At 41.8% G+C, this 18,974-nt stretch carries 19 protein-coding genes; 13 read left to right on the forward strand and 6 right to left on the reverse strand.

Going from position 1 to position 18,974, the window contains the following annotated elements; all coding sequences use genetic code 11:
• Window position 1: 1 nt before the first annotated feature.
• From MRK00_10595 to hemB, 3 genes are all read left to right on the forward strand, one after another.
• Window positions 2-757: a type III pantothenate kinase gene (locus MRK00_10595; GenBank protein ID MDR4517818.1), complete on the forward strand. Its 756-nt coding sequence runs from the start codon at window positions 2-4 to the stop codon at window positions 755-757.
• A gap of 7 nt (window positions 758-764) precedes the next feature.
• The gene (gene yihA, locus MRK00_10600) at window positions 765-1,424 is read left to right on the forward strand and encodes a ribosome biogenesis GTP-binding protein YihA/YsxC (protein MDR4517819.1); all 660 of its coding nucleotides are present in this window, start codon (window positions 765-767) and stop codon (window positions 1,422-1,424) included.
• A 156-nt stretch (window positions 1,425-1,580) separates the two neighbouring features.
• Window positions 1,581-2,594, forward strand: a complete 1,014-nt coding sequence (gene hemB, locus MRK00_10605) for a porphobilinogen synthase (protein ID MDR4517820.1) — start codon at window positions 1,581-1,583, stop codon at window positions 2,592-2,594.
• A gap of 70 nt (window positions 2,595-2,664) precedes the next feature.
• On the opposite strand, the gene MRK00_10610 is transcribed toward hemB, so the two are convergent.
• Window positions 2,665-4,983, reverse strand: a complete 2,319-nt coding sequence (locus tag MRK00_10610) for a penicillin-binding protein 1A (GenBank protein ID MDR4517821.1) — start codon at window positions 4,981-4,983, stop codon at window positions 2,665-2,667.
• A gap of 217 nt (window positions 4,984-5,200) precedes the next feature.
• On the opposite strand from MRK00_10610, the gene MRK00_10615 reads away from it, so the two are divergent.
• The 5 genes from MRK00_10615 to MRK00_10635 are packed head-to-tail and all read left to right on the forward strand — an operon-like array spanning window position 5,201 to window position 10,137.
• Entirely contained in the window at window positions 5,201-6,304 is a 1,104-nt protein-coding gene (locus MRK00_10615) for a pilus assembly protein PilM (protein ID MDR4517822.1), read from the forward strand.
• Window positions 6,301-6,888 (forward strand): PilN domain-containing protein, encoded by a 588-nt coding sequence (locus MRK00_10620; protein ID MDR4517823.1) that lies wholly within the window; start codon window positions 6,301-6,303, stop codon window positions 6,886-6,888. Before MRK00_10615 ends, MRK00_10620 begins: the two co-directional genes overlap by 4 nt.
• Window positions 6,889-6,900: 12 nt before the next feature.
• Entirely contained in the window at window positions 6,901-7,515 is a 615-nt protein-coding gene (locus MRK00_10625; GenBank protein MDR4517824.1) for a type 4a pilus biogenesis protein PilO, read from the forward strand.
• The gene (locus tag MRK00_10630; GenBank protein ID MDR4517825.1) at window positions 7,512-8,021 is read left to right on the forward strand and encodes a pilus assembly protein PilP; all 510 of its coding nucleotides are present in this window, start codon (window positions 7,512-7,514) and stop codon (window positions 8,019-8,021) included. Before MRK00_10625 ends, MRK00_10630 begins: the two co-directional genes overlap by 4 nt.
• 10 nt (window positions 8,022-8,031) lie before the next feature.
• Window positions 8,032-10,137 carry a type IV pilus secretin PilQ gene (locus MRK00_10635; GenBank protein MDR4517826.1) on the forward strand — a complete coding sequence of 702 codons (2,106 nt, stop codon included), beginning with the start codon at window positions 8,032-8,034 and terminating at the stop codon, window positions 10,135-10,137.
• A gap of 9 nt (window positions 10,138-10,146) precedes the next feature.
• On the opposite strand, the gene trmL is transcribed toward MRK00_10635, so the two are convergent.
• Both trmL and MRK00_10645 read right to left on the reverse strand, forming a co-directional pair.
• Window positions 10,147-10,617, reverse strand: coding sequence for a tRNA (uridine(34)/cytosine(34)/5-carboxymethylaminomethyluridine(34)-2'-O)-methyltransferase TrmL (trmL, locus tag MRK00_10640; GenBank protein ID MDR4517827.1), 471 nt, complete (start codon window positions 10,615-10,617; stop codon window positions 10,147-10,149).
• 37 nt (window positions 10,618-10,654) lie between these two features.
• Window positions 10,655-11,437 carry a ComF family protein gene (locus MRK00_10645; protein ID MDR4517828.1) on the reverse strand — a complete coding sequence of 261 codons (783 nt, stop codon included), beginning with the start codon at window positions 11,435-11,437 and terminating at the stop codon, window positions 10,655-10,657.
• A 123-nt stretch (window positions 11,438-11,560) separates the two neighbouring features.
• Between MRK00_10645 and bioB the strand changes: the two genes are divergently transcribed.
• From bioB to bioD, 5 genes are read left to right on the forward strand one after another with little or no spacing between them, the layout of a single operon-like run.
• Complete coding sequence (gene bioB, locus MRK00_10650; protein ID MDR4517829.1) at window positions 11,561-12,508, forward strand: biotin synthase BioB; 948 nt, start codon at window positions 11,561-11,563, stop codon at window positions 12,506-12,508.
• Window positions 12,509-12,536: 28 nt separating this feature from the next.
• Window positions 12,537-13,706, forward strand: a complete 1,170-nt coding sequence (bioF, locus tag MRK00_10655) for an 8-amino-7-oxononanoate synthase (protein MDR4517830.1) — start codon at window positions 12,537-12,539, stop codon at window positions 13,704-13,706.
• 11 nt (window positions 13,707-13,717) lie between these two features.
• The gene (gene bioH / locus MRK00_10660) at window positions 13,718-14,476 is read left to right on the forward strand and encodes a pimeloyl-ACP methyl ester esterase BioH (GenBank protein ID MDR4517831.1); all 759 of its coding nucleotides are present in this window, start codon (window positions 13,718-13,720) and stop codon (window positions 14,474-14,476) included.
• Window positions 14,466-15,344 carry a malonyl-ACP O-methyltransferase BioC gene (gene bioC / locus MRK00_10665; GenBank protein MDR4517832.1) on the forward strand — a complete coding sequence of 293 codons (879 nt, stop codon included), beginning with the start codon at window positions 14,466-14,468 and terminating at the stop codon, window positions 15,342-15,344. Before bioH ends, bioC begins: the two co-directional genes overlap by 11 nt.
• Window positions 15,345-15,349: 5 nt before the next feature.
• Entirely contained in the window at window positions 15,350-16,030 is a 681-nt protein-coding gene (gene bioD, locus MRK00_10670; GenBank protein MDR4517833.1) for a dethiobiotin synthase, read from the forward strand.
• Window positions 16,031-16,068: 38 nt separating this feature from the next.
• Here bioD and nudB read toward each other — a convergent pair whose 3' ends face one another.
• The 3 genes from nudB to MRK00_10685 form a co-directional block, all read right to left on the reverse strand.
• A complete protein-coding gene (nudB, locus tag MRK00_10675; protein ID MDR4517834.1) occupies window positions 16,069-16,536 on the reverse strand; it encodes a dihydroneopterin triphosphate diphosphatase in 468 nt (155 codons plus the stop codon).
• A 30-nt stretch (window positions 16,537-16,566) separates the two neighbouring features.
• Window positions 16,567-18,348 (reverse strand): aspartate--tRNA ligase, encoded by a 1,782-nt coding sequence (gene aspS, locus MRK00_10680; protein MDR4517835.1) that lies wholly within the window; start codon window positions 18,346-18,348, stop codon window positions 16,567-16,569.
• Between the two features lie 78 nt (window positions 18,349-18,426).
• Entirely contained in the window at window positions 18,427-18,759 is a 333-nt protein-coding gene (locus MRK00_10685; protein MDR4517836.1) for a zinc ribbon domain-containing protein, read from the reverse strand.
• Between the last annotated feature and the right edge of the window lie 215 nt (window positions 18,760-18,974).

Below are 18,974 nucleotides of genomic sequence, written 5' to 3' on the forward strand. Positions count from 1 at the left end.
GATGCTTTCTGTACTTGCAGTAGATTCTGGAAATTCTTTCCTTAAATGGAGTTACTTTATAAATAATCAAAGGATTTTTTACAATAAAATTCACAATCAAGATATTGAAAATCTTCCTGAAGAATGGGATTCTTTAAAACAACCCGATGTAATTATTGTTGCTCATGTGGCAAGTAATACGATTTATAATAAATTATCTAGTTTCTTTGATATTTGGAATACGCGACCCATATGGGTTACAGCTACGTCAGGACAATGCGGTGTAACGAACAATTATGAAAATCCAGGTCAACTCGGGAGCGATCGATGGGCTGCTTTAATCGCTGCATGGAATAAGTATCATGAATCATGCTTGGTCATTAATGTGGGTACAGCTATGACTGTTGATGCGTTGTCAAATCAGGGTGTTTTTCTCGGTGGTATTATAGTACCTAGCTCATACATACTGCTAAATAGTATCCAATCAAATACCCAAATTGATCTTTGTCATAAAGATAATTATCGATATGAAGTTTTTCCAATCAATACTGTAAATGCCATTTATAGCGGCGTTATTCACTCATGCGTGGGCTCAATAGAGAGAATAATGCGACTATTTAATTTGCAGCAAGGTTATGCTGTGAAGAACTGTATTGTGAGTGGCGGCGGCGTTGCTGATTTATTACCTTATATTGATTTTAATCATACGGTCATTGACAATGTTGTATTGGATGGATTGCTAATTTTGGCTAAAGATATACAATCTAATAATATGTAGGGCGGTTATGTCTTTATTTCTTGATGCAACTTTTTATATTTCCGTCAATAGATTAAAAGATCTACCAACCTCTGATTATGCTGAAATTGCATTTGCCGGTCGTTCCAATGCGGGCAAATCAAGTGTGATTAACACATTAACTGGGCGTAATAAACTCGCTTTTGTCAGTAAGACACCGGGGCGTACTCAATGCATCAATTATTTTCAACTGAGGTCTGGGCTTTTTCTCGTTGATTTGCCTGGATATGGTTATGCGAAGGTGCCGATAGAGATTCGGAATCACTGGGAAAAATTTCTCAGCGGATATTTGCAAACGCGTGAAATGTTGCTTGGTCTTATTTTAATAATGGATGTCCGTCATCCTTTAAGAGATCTTGACATCCAAATGCTGGACTGGTTTTCTACAACTCAGAAATCGATACATATTTTGTTGACTAAGGCTGATAAGTTGAGTCGCCAGCAAGCAGACCAAACACTTAATAAGGTAAGAAACAGCTTAGCATTAAATTATCCTACAGTGAGTGTGCAGTTATTTTCTAGCACAAAAGCAACGGGTATCGAAGAAGCTTGCAACACGATTGGTAGCTGGGTTGATAACAATGCAGGTTTATTAGGTCAGTATCATGATTGCAATCACAATAAAAGACCCCCGGTTAAAGGGGAGTAAAAACCGGGGGGAATCGCCTTAATATCACATAAGGCCCTGCCTTCAGGGAGGAAAGACAGGGGACAAATTTATTACGTCCATTTAGAAGACAATAGAACTATAAGACAAGTTCCCCGAAAAGTTATTTTTTAATATTCGTTTGAAAATAAATAAGTTATGATAAACCTATTAGGTCAATTTCCACAGAAAAGAATGCGGCGTTTGCGTCGAGATAATTTTTCACGTCGACTCGTGCGGGAAAACCATCTCCATTCAAGTGATTTTATTTATCCTGTTTTTGTTTTAGAAGGCACAAATCGTTCAGAAAATGTTACATCAATGCCTGGAGTTAAAAGACAGAGTATTGATTTATTAATGAAACAAGCTGAACAATGTTTGCAATCGGGAATCCCGGCTTTGGCAATTTTTCCAGTCATTGACACGCATTTAAAAAGTCTCTCAGCTGATGAGGCATATAATCCAGAAGGTCTTGTGCCGAGTGTTGTTAGGCAGTTGAAACGGAGTTTCCCCGAATTAGGTGTGATTACTGATATTGCATTGGATCCGTACACCAGTCATGGTCAAGACGGGCTCATTGATGAAAAAGGCTATGTTTTGAATGATGAAACTGTAGAGGTTCTATGTAAACAAGCGTTAACACATGCACAAGCAGGTGCGGACGTTGTGGCACCTTCTGATATGATGGATGGACGCGTTAGTGCTATCCGAGATATTCTGGACAGAAATCAATTTATTCATACAAGAATATTGGCTTATTCAGCAAAATATGCATCAAGTTTTTATGGTCCGTTTAGAGATGCGGTTGGATCTGCCGCCAATCTTGGAGGTGGGGATAAATATTCTTATCAGATGGATCCAGCTAATTCCAACGAAGCGTTATGGGAATCGGGACTGGACTTGGTAGAAGGTGCAGACATGGTCCTGATAAAACCAGGAATGCCTTATTTGGATATCGTACGACGTGTAAAAGATCAGTTTAAAGCGCCAACATTTGTTTATCAAGTGAGTGGTGAATATGCAATGTTGAAAGCAGCTGCGATAAATGGCTGGCTAAATGAAGAAGCTTGTGTTTTGGAGTCACTACTTTCGTTTAAGCGGGCAGGCGCAGACGGGATTTTGACGTATTACGCACTGGAAGCGGCTGGCTGGCTCAATAAACAGAGGATGTAAACACTGCCAGACTATATTCTGAGCTAACACATATACCTCTTTTCTAAATGGATTGCTTTTGGATAATTGTTCAGAATAATTGATCTTTCAAGCTTGGTGTTGTTCGTCCTGATTCATTCGAATTATCAAGGGATAACGGCGGCAGCTGCTCACGAAAAAAGTATTCAGTTATACCATTTGATAGTACTCTTAAACCAGTGTCTGGATTAATTTTTTCTGCAACAATTCCTTCAGGTGGAACATACTTGGCCATCGGTTCATCTTTGAGGGCGGTGCCCATGTATTGCATCCAAATCGGTAACGCAACACGCCCTCCCGTTTCGTTTTTTCCCAGCGATTGAGGTTCATCATATCCAATCCAAGCAATAGCCACCAGGTCTTTCTGAAAACCGCAGAACCAGGCGTCTATAAAATTACTGGTGGTTCCAGTTTTTCCGGCTAGGTCCGAACGCCCAAGCTGTTTTGCTCTTACGGCGGTGCCGTGATTAATAACGTCTTGCATCATGTTTGTCATGATAAAAGCATTTCTGGGGTCAATTACTCGTTGTGCTCCGCTTGACGCTGTTTCGGCTTGTGTTTGCTCAAGAATATTACCGTTTTCATCTTCTATGCGTTTAATGAAATAAGGTTTAATCCGGAAACCGCCATTTGCAAAAACAGCATATCCAGCCGCCATTTGTAGTGGCGTTACAGAGCCTGAACCCAGTACCATAGGTAAATATGGCGGATGTTTATCTGCTTCAAAGCCAAATCGTGTGATGTAGTCCTGCGCATATTGTAGATCAATTGCTTGTAAGATCCTGATAGAAGCCAAGTTCTTGGATTTGGCTAATGCCTCTCGCATACGCATTGGTCCGCCATATTTTCCGTCAAAATTCCTTGGCTCCCATAATTTACTACCGGTTTGAGTCGCACTGAAAGATAATGGAGCATCATTGATGATTGTCGCGGCGGTGAAGCCTTTCTCTAGCGATGCAGAATAAATAAATGGTTTGAAGCTTGATCCCGGTTGTCGCCATGCTTGTGTTACATGGTTAAATTGGTTCAGATGAAAATCAAATCCGCCGATTAGTGCACGAATAGCGCCATTATGCGGATTGATGGAAACCAAAGCGGCTTCGACTTTGGGTAGCTGTACGACATGCCAGATTTTTTCTGAATCTTGTTGAATACGTACAATTGCACCAGGACTGATATATCTTTTATCAGTATTTCTTTTTTCAGTCAGGAATTTTTCAACAAATTTGAGTCCTTGAGACTTGATCTGCAGAATCTCTCCGCCACTTTTGTAGACTTGGATTTCATTATTTTTTACAGTTAATACAACTACCGGAATAATATTATCACTTTCGTTAAAGTCATCAAGCGCTTCTTCTAAGGCTTTTTCTTGGTCTGTTCCATACTTCAATAAATCAATATAAGCTTCTGGACCACGATATCCTCTACGTTTGTCATATTCAAGAACATTTGCGCGTACTGATTGGTATGCAGCTTGCTGGTCAGATAACCGGATCGTTGTGTAGACTTTTATGCCTCTACTATAGGCTTCTTCGTTCAAGTGATCATAAACAACTTGTCTCGCCATTTCAGCAACATAATCAGCTGGCATTGCAAACTCTCTAGATTGTTTCACAATCGGAACGGGCTGTTTTTCTAATTGTTTGAATTCTTGCTCAGAAATGTGATTAAGTCTTTGTAAACGACCAAGAACATAACGTTGCCTCGTTTTTGCACGTTTAGGATTAACTACCGGATTGAAGCTCGAAGGTGCTTTAGGGAGCCCAGCCAGCATCGCGGCTTCGGCCATATTAATTTCCTGTAAAGATTTCCCAAAATAAGTCTTGGCTGCAGCTGCAAAACCGTAGCTGCGTTGTCCGAGATAAATTTGATTGATATATAGTTCTAAAATCTTATCTTTGCTTAAGTTATGTTCAATTTTAAATGCAAGTAACGCTTCACTGAACTTACGAGTGAGTGTTTTTTCCCTAGTTAAAAAAAAGTTTCTTGCAACCTGCATTGTGATCGTGCTTGCACCTTGACGTACAGTTCCAGCTGTGAAATTAGAATAAGCGGCACGTAAGACTCCTAAGTAATCAACCCCACTATGTTCGTAAAAACGGTCGTCTTCAGCAGCAAGTATGGCTTGTATTAGATGCACAGGAACTTCATCAATACTTACAAGATTGCGGCGCTCAGCACCAAATTCACCAATTAATAATCCCTCTTCACTATATATACGTAAGGGAATTTTAGGCCGGTAATCCGTAAGTGAATTAAGGGAAGGCAGCGAAGAGAATGTAACAAGGGCCACAAAAAGAAGCAGCAATACACCGATTACACCTAGTGCAGAAAATGAAATAAAAAAATAATAAAGCCAACGGGTGAACATGACGATAGATTCGAAATTATTAGCAAAATTTCTTAAAACAGTTTAAGGGGTTTATAGCCCTTTTTTCCATAAATCATTTTTTTTTGAGTCTGTCAGAATTGTAACCAATCTTGCTAGCTTCTATGTGCAAAGCTTTTTAAGCTAAAGATTTATTGCCCAATTTTTTTATGGCAGATTTGAAATTAATTAACCCGTGAGTATCGCCTCAAATAAGACAATGTTCAAGGAAAAATTTGATATTAGCTTCGACTTTCTGAAAATGAAGTCATCGTCTCTAATAGGTGTTGATATCAGTTCATCATCCGTAAAAATGGTTGAGTTATCGAAAGCAGGCAAAGTAAATGGCAACTACCGATTAGAACGGTATGCAATAGAACCACTCCAGGCAGATGCAGTACAAGATGGTGTTATTGTTAACATGGATTCGGTGAGTGAGAGTATACAGCGCGGGTGGAAACGACTGGGTTCCAATTGCAAGAAAATCGCAATGGCTTTGCCAGCATCTGATGTTGTGACCAAAAAAATAATTGTTCCAGCAGGGCAGCATGATGATGACTTAGGATTCCAGGTAGAGAATGAAGCAAGCAAATATATTCCATTTGCACTTGATGAAGTAAATATTGATTTTCAAGTTTTAAAGCCTTTACCTAACAATCCGGATGAAGTGGAAGTACTTATCGCAGCATCTCGTAAGGACAAAGTTGAAGATCGTGTTGCAGCGTCATTGTCAGCTGGCCTAAAAACGGTTGTGATGGACGTGGAGCCCTATGCCTCACAAACTGTCTTTGAACTGATGAAAGATCAGTTACCTGATAGCGGAAAAGATCAAGTAATCGCAATAGTTGATATTGGTGCGACTGTTATGAAAACCAATGTGTTGCATAACGGTGAATCTGTATATATGCGTGACCAGCCGTTCGGTGGTAATCAACTTACTCAAGAAATTCATAATCAATTTAATTTGTCATTGGAAGAATCGGAAAAAGCCAAGTGTAATGGTAATTTGCCTGAAAACTATAAAGCAGATGTGCTACAGCCTTTCTGTGAGACATTAGCTATCGAAGTGATGAGAGCGATTCAGTTTTTTTATACTTCGACTCAATATACTGAAATTAATTATATTCTGATTGCTGGAGGATGTGCTTCAATACCTGGTCTTGATGAGATCATTGCTTCACGCACACAGGTGTGCACACTTGTTGTAAATCCATTCTCAAGCATGGAATTGTCCAGCCGTATCATTCCAAGGCAAATCAATATTGATGCGCCATCTCTTTTAATTGCTTGTGGTTTAGCTATACGTAGCTTTGATCCGTCATGATTCGAATTAATCTTCTTCCTCATCGAGAGTTAAAACGTAAAGCGCGGCAGCAGCAGTTTGCAGTCTTTGCCGGAATTATCTGTGCGCTTGGTTTAGTAACAATTTGGAGTGTGCACATTGCAATCGATGAAAAAATTGCGTACCAGAGTGAGCGTAACCAATATTTAACTAATCATATTGCTATTCTAGATAGACAGATTGTAGAAATAAGAGACATCAAAGGACGAATAGAAGAACTTCTTGGGCGTAAAACTGTTGTAGAAACATTACAGGGGAATCGATCAGAGGTTGTTCATTTGTTGGATCAGCTGGTTAGATTGTTACCAGATGGTGTTTATCTGAAAAGTATCAAACAAGAAGGGCGCCGGATTAATTTAACCGGTTATGCGCAATCAAATGCCTGGGTTTCGACATTAATGCGAAATCTGGAATCGTCTTCGTGGTTTGAATCGCCCTCATTAATCGAAATTAAAGCTGTGTCGGTAAACAATTCTCGACAGAATGAGTTTAATTTGAATATCCAATTAAAATCGGCAGTTACTAACGATGACGAGATTGCTGCTGCGGAAACTAATGTTTTGTGAGATTTGTTAGTTATGAATATGCTTGAAGAGTTACGCCATATTGATCCAAATGATCCTGGTAAATGGCCGGATTCAATTCGGATGACTGCATTATTGTTCTTGCTAATTGTAATAATCGGGGCCGGTTATTATTTCGTTTGGCAGGATCAATTAAACAATCTTGAAAATATTCGTACAGAAGAACAAACATTGAAGGATACATATCTCCTGAAAAAACGTAGTGCAGTTAACTTGCCTATTTTAAAACAGCAGTTAAATGATATTGCGCAGTCCTTAAGTGCACTTTTGAAACAGCTTCCTAATAAATCAGAAATGGAAGCATTGTTGGTCGACATTAATCAAGCAGGTTTAGGAAGAGGACTACAGTTCGAATTATTTAAACCTGCCGAGAATGAAATAATCCATGAATTCTATGCAGAATTGCCGGTATCCGTAAGGGTAACCGGTGGATATCACGATATCAGTTCATTTGCTAGCGATATTGCGCAATTACCCCGGATAGTAACGCTTAATGATATCAATATTGTGCCCGGTAGTGAGAATTTGTTAATACTGGACACTGTTGCAAAAACATTCCGTTACCTAGATGAAGATGAAGTAATGGTTCAGGGAGTGCAAGGGCAATGAAAATAAAATACCTGTTGATAATGGTTGTGTGCATTTTGTTATTGGCTTGCGAGAATAGCGGTCATAGTGACTTAGATGAATTTATTAATAATGCTGGCAACGGTCTTCGTGGTCAGGTTGATCCATTGCCAGAAGTTAAATTATTTGAGTTCTTTACTTACGAGGCTTTTGATATACCAAGCCCTTTTGTTCCAAGAAAGAATGAACAGGTGCAACACTCGAATGATGGAATCAAGCCCGATTTGGCAAGACGGAAAGAGTTCTTGGAAAGTTTTCCATTGGAGAGTTTGGAAATGGTGGGTTCGTTGGAGCAAGATGAAATTGTTTATGGTGTTGTTAAAACACCAGAAGGAAGCTTGCTTCGAGTCAGTGTTGGAAATTACCTGGGCCAGGATTATGGAAGGATAAATCAAATTTCTGAATCACAAATTAAATTAAGAGAACTAGTTCAAGATGGTATCAATGAATGGACTGAGCGTATTAGCACACTTATGCTTAATAATTAGGAGTTTAACAATGAGGCTGCCCATTAACAAAAGATTATTATTAAGGCCATGGTTCGTAACATTGTTATGTTTATTATCATACCCGGTCAATGCCGATACCATACATGAAAAACTATATAATAGTGTGAATTCGATTCAAGTCTCTGCGCTGGAGAAAGGTAAAGTGGTTACCAAACTGGACCTTGACCAGCCGCTTGCGAATATACCCATAGGAGTCTCTCTTAGCAATCCACATAGATTATATTTTGATTTTCATAATGTTTCCAATGGATTAGGAAGGAATTATCAGGAAGTAGAAGAGAGTGATCTACATAGTATCAATATCGTACAAGTGGGTGACCGAACACGTTTGGTGTTTAACCTATCCAGTTTGATGCAGCATGAAACAGTGGTGCAAGATAATTCATTACTAATCGTTCTCAAAGCTGTTGATGAGCGCCAGAGTACGAATTCAACTGCATACTTTGCTCAGGACAACTTGGAGAAGGAATTGAATAGTTTGCTTGATATTGATTTTCGCCGTGGCGAAGGTGGTGAAGGTAGAATTATTGTTGACATGATGCATGCTGGTGCTGGTATAGACGTGAGTCAGCTAGGGGAAAAACTCATAGTGGAATTCATCGACACGTATTTGCCCAGTAATCTGGAGAGAAAGCTTGATGTAACCGACTTTGGAACGCCGATACAGATTTTTGATACGATCATGCAAGGCGATAATGTTCGTATGATGATTGAACCATCTGGCCGTTGGGAACATACGGCACGTCAGACGGACACCCGGTTTGTTCTGGAAGTCCGTGCACTGACTGAAGACGAAGATGAGGTTGCCAGGCGCAAGCGAGCGAATGGTGGATATGTAGGTGAAAAATTGTCGCTTAATTTTCAGGATGTGGAAGTGCGAGCAGTATTGCAAGTAATTGCAGATTTTACAAATCTAAATATTATTGCCAGTGATTCAGTCGGTGGGAATCTGACGCTGCGTTTAAGAGATGTTCCCTGGGATCAGGCGCTCGATATCGTACTACAGGCAAATGGTCTTTCAAAACGTCAAACTGGGAATGTCATTTTTGTTGCGCCGAGCAAAGAAATGGCCGATAGAGAATTGCTTGAGCTCGAGGCAAAGCAGCAGGTTACTGAAATGGAACCCTTGGTCACAGAGATTTTCCAGCTTAATCACCGTCGGGTAAATTCAATTTCATTTGAAGGTATGATGAGTGATCGTGGCACGATTAATTCGGACGAAATCAGTAATACATTAACAGTGACCGATATTCCAGTAAGAATTGGTGAGATTAGGAAACGCATAAAGCGTTTGGATGTGTATGAAAGACAAGTCATGATTGAGGCGCGGATTGTTGAAGCGACAGAGACTTTCAGCCGTAATCTGGGCGCACGTTTCGGTGTCAAGCAAATTTCAAGACCGGGTAACAATGAATTAATGGTGGGCGGTAACATTGCTGATAATAGTTCAGCATTAGGCGAAGATAGAAAATTGATTTTAAATGATGGATTAAATGTAAATTTACCGGCTGCAGGAGCCGCGCTTCTTGGTGGACCTGCAACATTGGGATTAAGTTTGCTCAAGATTAATAATTCTCGGCTGATTAATCTGGAATTATCTGCGTTGGAAACGGATACCAAAGGAAGGGTTATTGCCAGTCCACGGGTTGTGACAGCGCATGGCGTAGAGGCGATTATTGAACAAGGTGATCGCGTACCTTTCCAGCAGGCAACCAGCAGTGGTGCAACAAGTATTCGCTTTATGGATGCGACACTTAGCTTGAAAGTTAAGCCATTGATTACTTTTGATAATCAGATTGATATGGAACTTAGTGTTAACCAGGATAAAATTGGTGAAAGTATCAATGCTTTTCTCCCTCCTCCTATTAATACAAAACAAGTTACAACAAAAGTTCTGGTAGAAAATGGCGGTACAGTTGTCATCGGTGGTATTTTTGAGCGCGCCGAGAATAATGTGGTAAACAAAGTTCCGCTGTTAGGAGATATTCCGTATATTGGCCATATTTTCAGAAATACCGCCAAACAGGATGATAAAAGGGAATTGCTGGTATTTGTAACACCGCGTATCTTGAATGAAAACTTGAATTTGCAATAAAAATTTATCTTATATTGCAGCCTGAAACCCTATCTGTCGCCATGCTTCATACGTGATAATAGCGACTGTATTCGATATATTCAGGCTGCGGCTGTTTGGTATCATAGGTACTCGAATGCGCATTTGTGAAGAGAAACTACACAGAATTTCCTCCGGTAGACCTTGGGTTTCTGATCCAAACAAAAACGTATCGCCGGATGTATATCTGATTTTGTCATAGTGTATTTTTCCTTTTGTGGTTATGGCAAAAAGTTGTTTTCCTTTTTTTTCTATTGAATGTAAACAATCTGACCAATTTTCATGAATCCTGATACAGGCAAGCTCATGATAATCAAGACCTGCACGCAATAATTGTTTGTCGCGTAAAATAAAGCCCAAAGGTTTAACCAAATGTAGCTGTGTGCCGGTGTTGGCACATAAGCGAATGATATTGCCGGTATTTTGTGGGATTTCAGGTTGATAAAGAATAATATTGAACATAAGAACAGGTGCCGACTTTCATAACAGCCCAAATTTCCTAGAAATAGATGTTTGATTGGTTTGATTGGGTGTGGAATTTATCGGTTTGTACCCTTGCAATAACCCAATTGGTAATTTTTTTTGTACCTTGCCTGCGTAATTGCTGCGCTAATTCGTCCAATGTCGCTCCAGTTGTCATAACATCATCAAGTACCGCTACATGTTTTCCGGATAAATCGATAGTACAGCTAAAGGCTTTTTGAACATTTTTTTTACGTGCTTTCCAAGGCAAACTTGTCTGCGGTGGTGTATTTATAATTCGTTTGCAACTATCTGGAATGAGTTCGATATTCAACTGACGGGCAACGTGATAGCCAATTTCTAATGCCTGGTTAAATCCTCTTTCTTTCAGTCTTTCGGGATGTAAGGGCATAGGTATTATAAATTCAGGCAGCTCAGGTGACTCCATGGATTTAAATTTATCGATAAAAAAATTAGCCAAAACTGGTGCTATGTAAAGTTTTGTCTGATATTTTAATGAGTGTATTAGTGTATCCACTGGAAAAGTGTATGAAAGTGCTGCGATTGTGGTGGTGTAGACGGGTGGTTTGGAAAGACAGGCTCCACATTTGTTATCTCGTGTGATGGCGATAATTTTTGAACAGGTATTGCATTGATTAGCAGAAAGCCTAGGTAGATTGTTATAGCAAGCCGCACAAAGATCTTGATCAGATAGTGCATCGCAAAGAATACAGTTGTTGTAAATAAACTTTCTCAATGTTTTTGTCTGGATCAAAAAATAACTGTTTAAATTGACAATAATGTGTGAATCCGTAATCATCCTTTCAATTATAAATTGAAATACACACAATGCTATCAAATTATATGCAAGGAATCAGTTATGCATGGTAATCCACTCGCGCCGGATGTGACCGACGTTCGGAATGTTAATAAGAATATTGATATGAAATCATCTGGAACCATGAGTTGGCCTGCAGATAAGATACAATCGTTACTCGATCAACCCTTTAACGATTTGCTTTTTCATGCGCAACAGGTGCATCGTGAATATCATGATGCTAACGTTGTACAATTGTCGACACTAATATCTGTTAAAACAGGAGGATGTTCCGAAGACTGTGGTTATTGTCCACAGGCTTCGCGTTATCATACCGGTGTAGAGAATCAGACCATGTTGTCCGTGGAAAGCGTAGTCAATGCAGCTGCCGCAGCGAAGTCACAAGGTGCTACAAGATTCTGTATGGGGGCAGCCTGGAGGGGCCCTAAACAAAGGGATATAGAAAAAATCGCAGAAATGATAAGTGCTGTGAAAGCACTGGAAATGGAGACTTGCGCAACATTGGGTATGCTAAAGCCCGGGCAGGCAAAACAGTTAGGTGAGGCAGGACTGGATTACTATAATCACAACCTGGATACCTCGCCGGATTTCTATGAGGAAATCATTACCACACGAAATTATCAGGATCGATTGAGAACATTGCAGGATGTGCGTGATGCGGGTATTAATGTCTGTTGCGGTGGCATTGTCGGAATGGGTGAGACACGAGAAATACGAGCCGGCTTGATTGCGCAACTAGCTAATCTTAATCCTTATCCTGAGTCGGTACCTATCAATAATTTGGTTCAGGTGGAAGGAACGCCGCTCTATGGAACGGCAAAACTGGATCCACTGGAATTTGTGCGTACAATAGCTGCTGCGCGTATTTCCATGCCGAAAGCAATGATACGTTTATCAGCCGGTAGGCGTGAAATGTCCGAAGAGGTTCAGGCATTGTGTTTTCTTGCGGGTGCCAATTCTATTTTTTACGGCGACAAACTATTAACCACCGGCAATCCAGAAGTAAGACAGGACCAGGCGCTGCTTGATAAACTGGGTATGCAGTCACAGTAATTCGAGGAATATTTTAGTAAAATAATAAATGCATGTTTTTGATTTTAATGAGCAACTGCATGTTCTGGAGCTGCAAGGATTAAAACGTCAACGTTCTATTTTGGCAGGTCCTCAGTCGACCCATATCACGATTGACAATCATGAGTATCTTTCATTTTCTAGTAACGACTATCTGGCGTTGGCCAACGACCCTGAGTTAGTCGAAGCAGTCTGTGAAGGGGCGCAACAATACGGTGTAGGCGCGGGCGCATCGCATTTGGTAAATGGGCATAATATTGCGCATCATGAACTGGAAGAAACGCTTGCGCAATTTACTGGTTTTCCAAACGCCTTATTATTTTCTACCGGTTACATGGCGAATATCGGCGTCGTGACGGCGCTGGTGGGTCGAAGCGATGCAATTTTTGCAGATAAATTGAATCATGCATCGTTAAATGATGCTGCGATACTTTCACGGGCTCAGTTGGTTCGCTATCCGCACCTTGATCTGGCAGTTTTGGAACACCGGCTGGCCAATTCCCGCGCTAAACGCAAGTTAATTATTACTGATGCAGTATTCAGTATGGATGGTGATATTGCACCTGTTGAGGCGTTGACTTATTTGAGCGAGAAATACCGCGCCATGCTTGTATTGGATGATGCACATGGATTTGGTGTGCTTGGCAGCAAAGGGCGTGGATTACTGTTTGCTACAGAAATAGCCAAGCAGCATTCGTCCAATATCATATACATGGCCACACTGGGCAAGGCTGCGGGAGTTTTCGGCGCATTCGTTGCTGCTTCAAATGGAGTGATCGAGACCCTGATACAATCGGCAAGAAGCTATATCTATACGACGGCAACTCCGCCTTTGCTGTCGCATGCGCTGAAGAAAAGTCTGAAACTGATTGCGCAAGGTGACTGGCGGCGAAAAAAATTAATGCACCATATTCAGTTGCTTAAAGAAAAACTTCAAACCTTGCCGTGGCCATTGTTACCGTCGAGTACGCCTATCCAGCCTGTGGTTGTCGGAGATGTCAGGGAAGTTGTACGCGTTAGTCAAGCGTTGAAAGCGCGTAATATTCTAGTGCCGGCCATTCGTCCACCTACCGTTCCAACAGGAACTGCGCGATTACGTATTTCTTTATCAGCGGGTCATCAGGAAGCTGATATTCTGCGTTTGGCCGAAGAGTTGCATAAACTGGCAGAAGCTAGATAAGTCTAATGTCAATGCAGTCGATTCATATTGAGACACTCGGAAATGGACCCGATATAGTTTTTTTACATGGTTGGGCCATGCACAGTGGTGTTTGGAAAGGCATTCTTGCTCGGCTGGTATCTCATTATCGCGTACATTTGATTGATTTGCCAGGGCATGGGCTAAGCCCTAACCAGCAGCCTGGCGATTTCGATCAAATTGTAAAAACTATTTTGGATAACCTGCCTGATTGTTGCACCATTTGTGGTTGGTCGCTAGGTGGGCAGGTTGCAATGGGATTGGCGCTCGCCGATCCAATACGCGTAAAAAAACTGGTGCTTGTCTCCACCACGCCTTGTTTTGTAAAACATTCGGACTGGCCATGGGGAATGGAAGGCAGTTTTTTACAATTTTTTATGACAAATTTGCATCAAAATTTTCGAACAACAATAAATCGCTTTTTGACTTTGCAAATAAATGGAGGGAGAAATAGCGCAAACACACTGGCTCAGTTACGCGAATATTTTTTTGAACGTGATCCGCCAGATTATAATGCGTTGCAACAAGGACTTTTGATATTACAAACAAACGATATGCGCAGCAAACTGCATCGAATTACCCAGCCGGTTTTATTGCTCCATGGTGAGAATGATATGATAACGCATCCATCTGCAGCAAAATGGATGAGTCAGCAATTTAAAAACGCCAGACTAGTCCTGTTTCCGAAATGCGGGCATGCGCCCTTTATCACTGACCCCGAGAAATTTGTAGCGTGTATTCATGAAAACTGATTATTTCTTAGATAAACGCCTGTTGCGTAAAGCCTTTGAACATGCCGCGACAAGTTATGATCAGGCTGCTGTTTTACAACGGGAAATCAGTGACCGTATGTTTGCCAGGCTGGACTATATCAAGTATCTGCCGAATTCGATCCTGGATGCAGGCAGTGGTACGGGGTATGGCACCCAAAAACTCGGGGAACGGTATCCGAATAGTCGTCTGATGGCATTGGATATTGCATGGGCCATGCTGCAACAAGCAAAACCATTTGATCCGTGGTGGTATCAGTTCTGGCCGTTTTATAGCAGACAAACACAGTACATTTGCGCGGATATTGAGTGTTTACCCGTTAAAGATGAAAGTGTTGGCATGGTGTGGTCAAATCTTGCGCTGCAGTGGTGCAATGATCTTGATCGCACATTTCGGGAAATCAATCGTGTATTAACGACCGATGGACTTTTTATGTTCAGTACATTTGGTCCTGATACCTTAAAGGAACTAAGACATGCTTTCGAGACGGCCGATACGTTTGTTCATGTCAATCAATTCATTGATATGCATGATATTGGCGATCTTCTGGTGCATAATCGTTTTGCAACGCCGGTCATGGATATGGAATATATAACGGTGACTTACGATGAGATCATGGGCATTATGCGCGATCTCAAGGCCATCGGAGCACATAACGTGGCTAAAGGCCGGCAGCGAGGATTGACAGGAAAAACAAAATGGCGACGTGTTGTTGATCAATATGAAACAATGCGATCGAACGGAAAACTGCCGGCGACATTTGAAGTGATTTACGGCCATGCCTGGAAATTGCCGCCTAAACAATCCGTAATAACACCGGAAATCCGCAAGCAAATCCTCATGAATTAATGAATATGTGTGCAGGTTTTTTTGTGACCGGAACTGACACCGGTGTTGGTAAAACATTTGTCAGTTGTTTGTTATTAAAGGCTTTGGCTAAACAGCGTAAGACGGTTGCAGGTATGAAGCCGATTGCAGCAGGCCGTGAGAACGGGCAATGGCTGGATGTGGAGTTGTTGCGCGCTGCGAGTAATGTTGATATTGACACCGCGTTGATCAATCCTTATGCGCTGGATTCGCCAATAGCGCCGCATATTGCTGCCAGACAGCAGGCTATTGAAATTAACTTGGAAAAAATTAATAAGGCGTTTCAAGAAATCAGTACGAAAGCAGATTATGTGGTTGTAGAGGGCGTCGGTGGTTTTCTGGTTCCGGTAAATGAATGCCAGGATACTTCAGATTTGGCGCGACTGCTGAATCTTCCGGTCATTCTGGTGGTTGGTATGCGGCTGGGGTGTATCAATCATGCATTATTAACAATGCGGGCTATACAGCATACTGGATTTTCGCCGGCAGGCTGGGTGGCCAACTGTATTGATCCGGATTTCCTGGTGCTTGACGAAAATATTGATACTTTGAAACGCCGGCTTGCTTGTCCTTTGCTGGGTATTGTCCCGTTTGACGCTGAATCGGATAGTTGTGAGTTATCCAGATTGATTGATGTTTCGGTGCTATTGAAAGACAGAAATGTCTGACTTTTTATGAATCTGCCATTCTTTTTATAGGGTAGCGGCTAAGCAGGGGATAGCGTATATTGACTGCTCTTATTCTTGCGTTGCTGCAAGTGTCGAATTGCTTCGGCGTTACTCCAGGAAAATACCTTATCTGCGGCTTGCCGCCAAGGAAGCCATAGATAACAGAGGTGTTCTTCCGGTGCAATTGTGATAGGTTCTTTTTCTGGCAGGCACAGGCTAAAGACATGTTCAGTATTATGTGTGACATCCGGTGCATAGCGCCAGCGCCATTCTTTAAAGATTTCGTACCGGTTTTTGGTTTTCCAGTCTGATAATTGATCTTCAAAAGGGTTTAAACCAGTTTCTTCTTTGATTTCGCGCAACGCGGTTTGTAGAATCGTTTCCCCTTCGTGTTGACTGCCTGTAACGGACTGCCAATACCCGGGGTGATCGGCACGTTCAAGCAAAAGTATCTGTAAATCCATGGTGTGAATGACAACCAAAACAGAGGCAGGGATTTTGTACATGGACCTTACCGATCGTTTTTCGTCAAAGCGCTAATTTTTATTTTGATCCGTCTTGCGTAGCCGGATATTCAGTTCTTTTAGCTGTTTTTCGTCTACGGTATTGGGTGCGTGTGTTAATAAGCACTGCGCACGCTGTGTTTTGGGAAAAGCAATAACATCGCGAATGGATTCTGATCCGGTCATCAACGTCACAATCCGGTCAAGCCCGAAGGCAATGCCGCCATGCGGCGGAGCGCCATATTGCAGTGCTTCCAACAAGAAACTGAATTTCTCCTGGGCTTCTTCATTAGAGATGTTGAGTGCCTGAAATACTTTTGACTGGACTTCCTTGCGGTGAATACGTACTGAACCTCCGCCGATTTCCGAGCCGTTAAGCACCATATCATACGCTTTGGACAGTGCATCACCCGGATTGCTATGTAAAAGGTCTTCGTGGCCATCTGCAGGTGAAGTAAACGGATGATGCAACGCCTGCCAGCGATTCTCTTCCTCGTCCCATTCAAACATCGGAAAATCGATAATCCAGGCGGGTCGCCAATCGGAAGAAGCGTGACCATGCTGATGTCCGATCTTGATGCGTAGCGCGCCAAGTGATTCATTGACAACCTTGGCCTTATCAGCACCGAAGAATATCAGGTCGCCATCTTTTGCGCCTGTACGATTCAAAATGGTTTGGATTGTGTTTTCCGGCAGAAATTTCAGAATTGGGGATTGCAATCCCGCTTGCCCGTCATCGAGCTTGTTGATCTTGATATAAGCCAGCCCTTTGGCGCCGTATATGCCGACAAATTGTGTGTAATCGTCAATTTCCTTGCGCGTCAATTGCCCGCCATTCGGTACATGCAATGCAGCAACACGCCCATTAGGTTTTTCTGCGGCTTCACGGAAAACCTTGAACGGGACTTCTTTCATGATATCGGTTAATTCCGTCAATTCCAGTGGAACGCGCAAATCCGGTTTGTCACTGCCATATTTATGCATGGCCTCAGCATAAGTCAGGCGCGGAAATGGGTTGGGTAAATCAATATTGCTTACAGACTTGAAGAGACTGCGAATCATTTCTTCCATCAGGACCATGATCTCTTCACTTGTCAGGAAGGATGTTTCAATATCGATTTGCGTAAATTCGGGTTGCCGGTCTGCCCGCAGATCTTCATCGCGAAAACAACGTGCAATCTGGTAGTAACGATCAAACCCTGAAACCATTAACAGTTGCTTGAATAACTGGGGTGATTGCGGCAAGGCAAAGAAGTGATTCGTATTGACGCGTGACGGAACCAGATAGTCGCGCGCGCCCTCAGGTGTTGATTTGGTGAGTATGGGTGTTTCAATATCCAAAAAACCCTGCTGATCGAGAAAAACACGCACCGCCATTGTAACCTTGTGTCTTAGTCTTAAATTGGACTGCATGACCGGGCGGCGTAAATCGAGAAAGCGATGCTCCAGGCGGACAAACTCGCTGATATGTTCGTCATCCATGAGAAAGGGCGGCGTCAGTGAGGTATTCAGTATTTCCATGTTTGTAACCAGGATTTCTATCTCGCCACTATGCAATGCTGGATTAACCGTACCTTCCGGGCGTCTTCTGACTTTTCCAGTTACCTTTAAAACATATTCATTGCGGATTTTTTCTGCAAGCTGGAATGTTTCATTATTGTCAGGGTCACATACGACTTGTGCCAATCCTTCGCGGTCGCGCAAATCAATGAAAATCACACCGCCATGATCCCGGCGTCTGTGAACCCAGCCATAAAGTGTAATGATTTCATCGAGGTATTGTGTATTGATAGCTCCGCAGTAGTTTGTACGCATGTTCGTTGTTGGACTTGTAAAAAACGGATATTGGAAAATAAGAAATTTAAGTTAAAAGAATGACTGCACGCTTTCTTTTTAATCCGCTGCTGTGGACTCAGTAGCGCCTGTCTTGTTGTTAGTAGATGAAGCGGATGCAATAGATGTAGTTGGAGCAGAATCTGTTTGTGTTCCGGATGATTTGGATTGAGTATCGCTGTTTCCTGATTTCGCGGAAGGTTGTGTAGGTTTGTTCTTGAAATCCGTTACATACCAACCGCTTCCTTTTAGTTGAAAGCCGGCTGCAGAAATCTGTTTGGCGTACGCTTTGCTGCCGCATTCCGGACAAACCTGGATTGGCGCGTCGCTCATCTTTTGCATATGTTCTTTTTTTGTGCCGCATGAATTGCAAAGATATTCATAAATGGGCATAAAACCTCCAACAATTCAGAAATAACTAAATCGTGCATTATACCTTAACCTGACTATTGCACCAGTATACTGTTTTGAGATGAGTAAGCAGCTGATTGCGCGATACGCTTGCTTCTTTATGGACATAAAACGGATTGACTGCTTTGGTTTTTCTAGAACATGTTTGTGAAGCTTTCCAGCTTGAACCAGCCATAAACTTCAAAAGTTTTGCTCGA

The sequence above is a fragment of the Nitrosomonas sp. genome, assembly GCA_031316255.1.
In the GTDB taxonomy this organism is placed as follows: domain Bacteria; phylum Pseudomonadota; class Gammaproteobacteria; order Burkholderiales; family Nitrosomonadaceae; genus Nitrosomonas.